The 8,648-nt window shown below is 77.3% G+C and carries 1 protein-coding gene; it reads right to left on the bottom strand.

Annotation, left to right across the window (positions count from 1 at the left end):
* The coding region (locus tag IEZ31_RS55050) for a type I polyketide synthase (RefSeq protein ID WP_190258172.1) at positions 1-8,648 on the bottom strand (8,648 nt) is incomplete at both ends.

Here is an 8,648-nt window from a genome sequence, read left to right as displayed (position 1 = left end):
GCACCCGTGACCACCGCGCGGTGCGCGAACCGGGACCGCTGCGTGGCCAGCGCCACCGCCGTGTCGTGGGGGTCGGGGCCGGTCCGTTCGGCCCAGTCGGCCAGCCGGGCCGCCTGGGCGCGCAGGGAAGCCTCCGACTTGCCCGAGACGATCCAGGCGGTCGGACCCTCCCGCTCGTCCACAGTGGACTTCGGGGCGGGGTCGCCCTCCTCGATGATGACGTGCGCGTTGGTGCCGCTGATGCCGAACGAGGAGACGCCGGCCCGGCGGGGTCGGCCGTTGGGCCAGGGGCGCGGCTCGATGAGCAGGGCGATGTTGCCGGTGGTCCAGTCGACCTGCGGGGACGGCTCGTCGACGTGCAGCGTGGCCGGCATGGTCGCGTGGCGCATCGAGAGGACCGTCTTGATAACCCCGGCGACGCCGGCCGCGGCCTGGGTGTGGCCGATGTTGGACTTCACCGACCCGAGCCACAGCGGCTCTTCCCGATCCTGGCCGTACGTAGCCAGCAGCGCCTGCGCCTCGATCGGGTCGCCCAGCCGGGTGCCGGTACCGTGACCCTCCACCACGTCCACATCGGACGGTGACAGGCCGGCGTTGGCCAGCGCCTGGCGGATGACGCGCTCCTGGGACGGGCCGTTGGGGGCGGTGAGGCCGTTGGAGGCGCCGTCCTGGTTGACCGCGCTGCCCCGGACCACGCCGAGGACGCGGTGGCCGTTGGCGCGCGCGTCGGACAGGCGCTCGACCAGCAGCATGCCGACGCCCTCGCCCCAGCCGGTACCGTCGGCGGCCCCGGCGAACGAGCGGCACCGCCCGTCACCGGCCAGGCCGCCCTGCTGGGCGAACTCGGCGAACATCATCGGCGTCGACATGACCGACACGCCGCCGGTCAGGGCCAGGGTGCACTCGCCGCTGCGCACGGCCTGGGCGGCCAGGTGCAGCGCGACCAGCGACGACGAGCAGGCGGTGTCGACGGTGACGGCAGGGCCGACGAGCCCGAGCGCGTAGGCCACCCGGCCGGACAGCACCGCGGTGGCGGTGCCGGTGGCGAGGTAGCCCTCGACCGCCTCGAGGTTGACGCCGGCGAGCGCGGAGTAGTCGGGGTTGCTGGCACCGACGAACACGCCGACCGAGGCGGCGCGCAGCGAGGCCGGGTCGATGCCGGCGTGCTCGATGGCCTCCCACGAGGCTTCGAGGACGAGCCGCTGCTGCGGGTCCATGGCGACGGCCTCGCGCGGGCTGATGCCGAAGAACCCGGCGTCGAAGCCGGCCACGCCGGGCAGGAAGCCGCCCTCGGGCCGGTACCGCGCCAGCCAGTCGGCGTCGATGAGACCGCTGCGCGCCCAGCCGCGGTCGGTCGGGAACGGGCCCATGCCGTCGATGCCGTCGGCAAGGAGCTGCCAGAACTCGGCGGGCGTGTCGGCGCCGCCCGGGAACCGGCAGGCAAGGCCGACGATCGCAATGGGCTCGTCGGCGGCGGTGCGGACACCGGCCGGGACCGCGGGTCCGGCGGTGCTGGCGGCGCTGCCCAAGCGCTCGGCGAGGTAGCCGGCGAGCGCGGCCGGGCTTGGGTAGTCGAAGACGAGGGTCGCCGGCAGCCGCAGGCCGGTGGACTCGGCGAGGCCGTTGCGCAGCTCGACCGCGGTCAGCGAGTCGAAGCCGAGCTCGTTGAAGGCGCGATCCTGCGGTACCGCCGCGGCGGAAGCGTGACCGAGGACGGCGGCGGCGCGGCCGCGGACCAGGTCCAGGACGGCGGCCAGGCGCTCCGCGTCGCCGAGTGCGGCCAGCCGGTCGGCGAGCGAGCCCGTGCCCCGCTCACCCTGGCGGGCGATCCGGCGGCCGGGGCCACGCACGAGGTTGCGCAGCAGGGCCGGCGGCGCCGCGCCGTCGAGCTGGGCGCGCAGCTGGGCCAGCTGGAGCCGCGCCGGGACGAGCAGGGAGCGGCCGGTGGCGAGCGCGGTGTCGAACAGCGCGAGCGCCTCGGCCGTGCCCAGCGGTGCGCCGGCGCGGGCGAGGCGGCGCCGGCCGGTGTCGGCGAGGCGCCCGCCCATGCCGGCGGCCTCGGCCCAGGCCCCCCAGGCGAGGGAGGTGGCCGGGAGCCCGGCCCGCCGGCGCCGCTCGGCGAGCGCGTCGAGGAACGCGTTGGCGGCGGCGTAGTTGGCGATGCCGGGGCCTCCGAAGACGGCGGAGGCGCTGGAGAACATGACGAACGCGGTGAGCGGCCGGTGCTCGGTCAGCTCGTGCAGGTGCCAGGCCGCGTCGGCCTTGGCGCCGAGGACGCCGTGCAGCCGTTCGGTGGTCAGCGACTCGACGACGCCGTCGTCGGTGGTGCCGGCGATGTGGACCACGGCCGTCAGGTCGCGGCCGTCGATCGCCGCGGCGAGGGCGGCGCGGTCGCTGACGTCGCAGGCGACGAGCTCAAGGTCGGTGCCGGCGGCGGCGAGGCCGGCGGCCAGCTCGGCGGCGCCGGGCGCGTCCGGACCGGAGCGGGACAGCACGAGCAGGTGCCGGGCCCCGCGGGCGGCGAGGTGGCGCAGGACGGGGACGCCGAGGGCACCCATACCGCCGGTGACCAGCACGGTTCCGGGCCGCTCCCAGCCGGGCCCGTCCGCGGCACCGGACGCGCCGTCGCCGTCGGGCACGGCGCGGGTGAGGCGGGGCAGCAGCACCTCGCCGTCGCGGACGGCGAACTGCGGCTCGTCGCCGGTGGCGGCGAGGGCCCAGGCGTGAGCCGGGACCGGGCCGTCGTCGGTGTCGAGGAGCACGAACCGGTCCGGGTGTTCGGCCTGCGCGGAGCGGATCAGGCCCCAGACGGCCGCGGCGACGACGTCGATGTCCCCGTCCCCGGCGGCGCTGGCGCCGCGCGTGGCCACGACGAGCCGGGCGGCTGGGCCGCGGTCGGCGGCGAGCCAGTCCTGGACGGCGGCGAGCGTCGCGGCGGTGGCATCGCGCAGCGCGGCGACGACGTCGCCGCCGCCGTCCGTCGCCGGAGTCCACAGCCGGTGGACGGTCGCGCCGGCCGCATCGCGCCGGGCGCCGAGACCGTCCGGGTCCGCACCGGCATCGGCGGCGTGCACGATCGCGCCGGCGGCGGTGAGGCGGATGGCGAGGTCGTGCGGGTCCGGGCCGGTCACGGTCCACTCCCCCGGTGCGGGGCCGGCGGCGGCCGGGGCCGGGCTCCAGTCGAGGGCGAACAGCGCGTCCTGGACCCCGGTGCCGGCGTTCCCGCTGGACACCGGGCGCAGGATGAGGGAGGCCGCGGACAGCACGGGCCGGCCGTCGCCGTCGGCGGCGAGGATCGCGACGCCGCCCTCGGCCGGGGTGATCCGGATGCGCAGCCGGTCGGCGCCGGTGGCGTGCAGGGTGACGTCGGTCCACGCGAACGGCATCACGGCCCCGCCCGGCTCCCCGTCCGGCGCGGACCTGGACGCGGCCGGCGCGCCGAGGCCCAGGGCCTGGGTGGCGCCGTCGAGCAGGATCGGGTGGATACCGTACGCGTTGTCGCGGGCGGCGTCGGGCAGCTCGGCCTCGGCGTAGAGCTCGTCGCCGCGGCGCCAGGCGCGGTGCAGGACCTGGGACGCCGGGGCGTAGCCGACGCCGGCGTCGGCGAAGTGGTCGTAGAGGCCGTCGAGGTCGACCGGTTCGGCGCCGGTGGGCGGCCACTCGGTGAGGCCATCGGGGTCGGCGGCCTCGGCGGCCTCCTCGGCGAGGATGCCGGAGGCGTGGCGGGTCCACTCGTCGCCGGTGGCGGCGTAGACGGCCAGCTCGCGGGTGCCGTCCGCGGCGGGCGCGCCGACCGTGACCTGGAGCCGGGCGGCGCCCTGGGCGGGCACGGCGAGCGGGGCGTGCAGCGTCAGTTCGCGTACGGTCCGGCAGCCGGCCTCGTCCGCGGCGCGGATGGCCAGCTCGACGAGGGCGGTGCCGGGCAGCAGGGCGACGCCGCCGACGGTGTGGTCGGCCAGCCACGGCTGGGCGGCGAGGGAGACCCGGCCGGTGAGGACGTGGCCCCGGTCGCCGGCGAGGCCGAGGGCGGTGTCGACGAGGCGGCCGCCGCCGTCGCCGTCGAGCCAGTAGCGGGTGTGCTCGAAGGCGTAGGTGGGCAGGTCGACGGGGCGGGTGGGCTCGCCGAGCAGCGTGGGCCAGTCGACGGCGACACCGGCGGCGTGCAGGACGCCGGCGGCGGCGAGGAACTGCCGCAGCTCCGGCTCGTCGCGGCGCAGCGTGCCGGTGACGACGGGGGCCAGGTCGCTGATGCCGGGCACGAGGACCGGGTGGCCGCTGGCCTCGACGAAGGTCGTGTACCCGGCGGCGACGAGGGCCTCGACGGCGGGCGAGAACCGGACCGGCCGGCGCAGGTTCGTGTACCAGTAGTCGCCGTCGGCCTCGGCGCCGTCCAGCCATGTCCCGGTGACGGTGGAGAACCAGGGGATGTCCGCGGTGCGGGGCCGCACCCCGGCGAGCAGCTCGCGCAGGGCCGCCTCGACGGGCTCGACCATCGGGCCGTGCGAGGCGAAGTCGATGTCCAGGAGGCGGGCCTGGGCGTCCACGGTGCCCAGCCAGTCGCGGACGAGCTCGGCGGGGCCGGAGACGACGACGGACTCGGGGCCGTTGATCGCGGCGATGCCGATGCCGTCGGGCAGCCAGCCCTCGACGCGTTCGGCGGGCGCGGCGATGGAGGCCATGGCGCCGATGCCGGTCAGCTGCCGCACCGCGCGGGCGCGCAGCGCGACGACCTTCGCGCCGTCCCGCAGGCTCAGCGCGCCGGCCACGACGGCGGCGGCGATCTCGCCCTGGGAGTGGCCGATGACGGCGTCGGGGACGACACCGGCCGAGGCCCAGACCCGGGCGAGGGAGACCATGACCGCCCACAGGACCGGCTGGACCGCCTCGGCGGAGCCGAGCCATTCGTCGCCGGCGAGGGCGGCGCGCAGGTCGAGGTCCGCCCACGGGGCGAGGGCGGCGGCGCACTCGTCGATCGCGGCGGCGAACACCGGCGAGGTCTGCAGCAGCTCGGCGCCGAGGCCGGCGCGCTGCCAGCCCTGGCCGGGGAAGACCATGACGGTGCGGCCGGAGCCGGCGGCCGCCGGGGCGGCGAGGGCGCCCAGCCGCTCAATCAGCTCGGGGCGGGTGGCGCCGGTGGCGACCGCGCGGTAGGGGAACTGGGTGCGCTGCACGGCGAGAGCGACGGCGATGTCGGTGACGGCGTCGTGGCTGTGGGCGGCCCACTCGGCCAGGCGACGGGCCTGGCGCAGGACACCCTCCGGTGTCTTGGCGGAGACGAGCCAGGCGGTCGGCGACTCCGGGACCACCGCGGGCGCCGCCGGGACCGGGTCACCCTCTTCGAGGATGATGTGGGCGTTGGTACCGCTGATGCCGAACGACGACACCCCGGCCCGGCGGGGCCGCCCGTCCGGCCAGGGGCGGGCGTCGGTGAGCAGCGCGACGCGGCCGGCCGACCAGTCGACGTGCGGCGACGGCGCGTCGACGTGGAGGGTGGCCGGCATGGTCCGGTGGCGCATGGCGAGGACCATCTTGATGATGCCCGCGACGCCGGCGGCGGCCTGCGTGTGGCCGATGTTCGACTTCACGGAGCCGAGCCACAGCGGTTCGGCGCGGTCGCGGCCGTAGGTGGCGAGCAGCGCGCCGGCCTCGATCGGGTCGCCGAGCCGGGTACCGGTGCCGTGGCCCTCGACGACGTCCACCTCGGACGGTGACAGGCCCGCGTTGGCCAGCGCCTGGAGGATCACCCGCTCCTGCGACGGACCGTTCGGCGCGGTGAGACCGTTCGAGGCGCCGTCCTGGTTGATGGCGCTGCCGCGCACGACGCCGAGGACGCGGTGGCCATTGGCACGCGCGTCGGACAGACGCTCCACGACGAGCATGCCAACGCCCTCGCTCCAGCCGGTACCGTCGGCGGCGGCCGCGTAGGGCTTGCAGCGCCCGTCGGAGGACAGCCCGCCCTGCCGGGCGAACTCGGCGAACGCCACCGGCTGCGCCATCACGGCCACGCCCCCGGCGAGGGCCAGGCTGCACTCGCCGCTGCGCAGCGACTGCGCGGCCAGATGGAGTGCGACGAGCGAGGACGAGCAAGCGGTGTCGACGGTGACGGCCGGGCCGGTGAGGCCGAGGGTGTAGGCGACGCGGCCGGACAGGACGCTTGACACGTTGCCGGTCAGGCCGTAGCCCTCCAGGCCGGGCCGGTCGCCGGTGAGCAGCGCCGAGTACTCCGACGCGCCCGCGCCGGCGAACACGCCGACCGGCGCGCCGCGCAGCGCCTGCGGGTCGATCCCGGCGTGTTCCAGGGCCTCCCAGGACACCTCCAGCACGAGGCGCTGCTGCGGGTCCATGGCCAGGGCCTCGCGGGGGCTGATGCCGAAGAAGTCGGCGTCGAAGCCGGCCGCCTCGGTCAGGAACCCGCCCTCGGGCCGGTACCGGTCGAGCCATTCCTGGTCGAGCAGCCCGCTGGCGAGCCAGCCCCGGTCGGCGGGGAACGGGCCGATGCCGTCGCGGCGGCCGGCGATCAGCTGCCACAGGTCTTCGGGTGAGTCGACGCCCCCGGGGTACCGGCAGGCGATGCCGACGATCGCGACGGGCTCGTCGGCGACGGCGGCGGCGTGCACGACCACGGACCGGGCCACGCCGCTGATCCGCTCGTCGAGCAGCTCGGCGAGGACGGCCGGGTTCGGGTGGTCGAAGATCAGGGTCGTGGGCAGCGCCAGGCCGGTCGCCTTCGTCAGCGCGTTGCGCAGCTCGACGGCGGTCACCGAGTCGAAGCCGAGCTCGTTGAATGCCTGCCCGGCCGGGACGGCGTCGGCGGAGGCGTGGCCGAGGACGGCGGCGACGTGGTCGCGGACGAGGTCGAGCAGGTGCCGGCGGCGGGCGGGCCCGTCGAGACCGGCGAGCCGGCCGGCCAGGGGCGCGTCCGCGGGGGCGGCGGCCGGTTCGGCGGCGGCCTCCGGGATCGCGGCCAGCAGCGGGCAGGGCCGGGCGGCGGTGAACGCGGGCGCGAACGCGGCCCAGTCGACGTCGGCGACGACGACCACGCCCTCGTCGCCGGCGAGGGCCTCGCCGAGGGCGGTCAGCGCGGCCGCCGGGTCGAGCAGCCGCAGCCCGCGCCGGGCCAGGTAGTCCCCGTTCTCGCCGGCGGCCATGCCACCGCCCTGCCACGGGCCCCAACCGATCGAGGTGCCCTTGAGGGCGCGGGCACGGCGGTCGGCGACGAGGCCGTCGAGGAAGGCGTTGGCGGCGGCGTAGGCGGCCTGGCCCCCGCCGCCCCAGACCCCGGCGATCGAGGAGAACACGACGAACGCGTCGAGCTCGCGGTCGCCGAGGGCCCGGTCGAGCCACCAGGCGCCGACGGTCTTCGCCGCCATCAGCGCGGGCCAGGCGGCGAGGTCGGTGTCGGCGAGCGGAGTGATCTCGGCGATCCCGGCGGCGTGGAAGACGGCGGTGAGGTCCGGCCCGGCCCCGTCGACAAGGTCGCGGACCTGCCCGGCGTCGGTGACGTCGCAGCGGGCGAAGACGGCCTCGGCGCCGGCAGCGGCGATGTCGGCGGCGAGGGCCGCCGCGTTCGCGGCCGTGTCGCCCTGCCGGGAGGCGAGGATCACGCGGGCGGCGCCGGACTCGGCGGCCCAGCGAGCGGTGCGGGCGCCGAGCGCGCCGCTGGCCCCGGTGACGAGCACGGTGCCGCGGGCCCGCCAGGGTGCGCCGGCGGCCCGGGCCGGGGACCGCAGCAGGCGCGGGACCCAGGCGTTGCCGGCACGAAGGGCTACCTGGTCCTCGCCGTCGCCGGCGGTGAGCGCGGCGGCCAGGAGGTCCAGCGCCGGTTCGTCCACGGTGGACGGTACGTCGATGACACCGCCCCAGAGCCGCGGGTACTCCAGCGCGGCGACCCGGCCGAGGCCCCACAGCTGGCAGCTCCAGGCGCCGGGGGTGGTGAGGGCCCACACCCGCCCGCCGACTCCGAGCCCGGCGGCGGCGCGCAGCAGCTCGACCGTCTCGGTGAGCCCGGCGGTCACCCCGTTGTGCTCGGACGTTGCCGCCCCGTGCTCGGACGTTGCCGCACAACCCAGGAGGGACACGATGCCGGCGATCGGGGCGCCGGGCTGGAGGCCCGTCAGGTGGGCGTCGGTCAGGTCAAGCTCGGCGCCGCGGGTGGCGAGGCCGGCGCGGACCGCGTCGGTCAGCGTGGCCGGGACGCCGGAGCCGGTGACGAGCAGCCAGCGGCCGGTCAGGGCCGGGGCCGGGGCCGCCGGGGGCGGCTTGGGCTGCCAGGAGACGACGTACCGCCAGCCGGTGATCCGCTCCCGGTCGCGCCAGCGGGCCAGCGCGGGCAGGATCTCCCGGACGGCGTCGTGGTCGCCGAGGTCGAGGGTCTCGGCCAGGGCGGCGGCGTCGCCCCGCTCGACCAGGTCCCAGAACGGCCCGTCGACCGCGCCGGTCGCGGCGGCGGGGGCCTTCAGCCAGTACTGCTCGTGGTCGAACGCGTACGTCGGCAGCTGCACCGGCGCGCTGGCCGCCCCGAGGACAGCGGTCCAGTCGACCTCGACCCCGGCGGCGTGCAACCCGGCCGCCGCGCTGAGCAGCCGGTCCCCCGGCCGCAACGTCGGCACCACCACCGCGTCCGGAGCCGTCAGCGCGATCATCGACGT

This window comes from Dactylosporangium sucinum (assembly GCF_014647515.1).
In the GTDB taxonomy this organism is placed as follows: Bacteria; Actinomycetota; Actinomycetes; order Mycobacteriales; family Micromonosporaceae; genus Dactylosporangium; species Dactylosporangium sucinum.
Note: the sequence above shows the minus strand (reverse complement) of the source record. Positions and strands in the feature narration are given on the sequence as shown.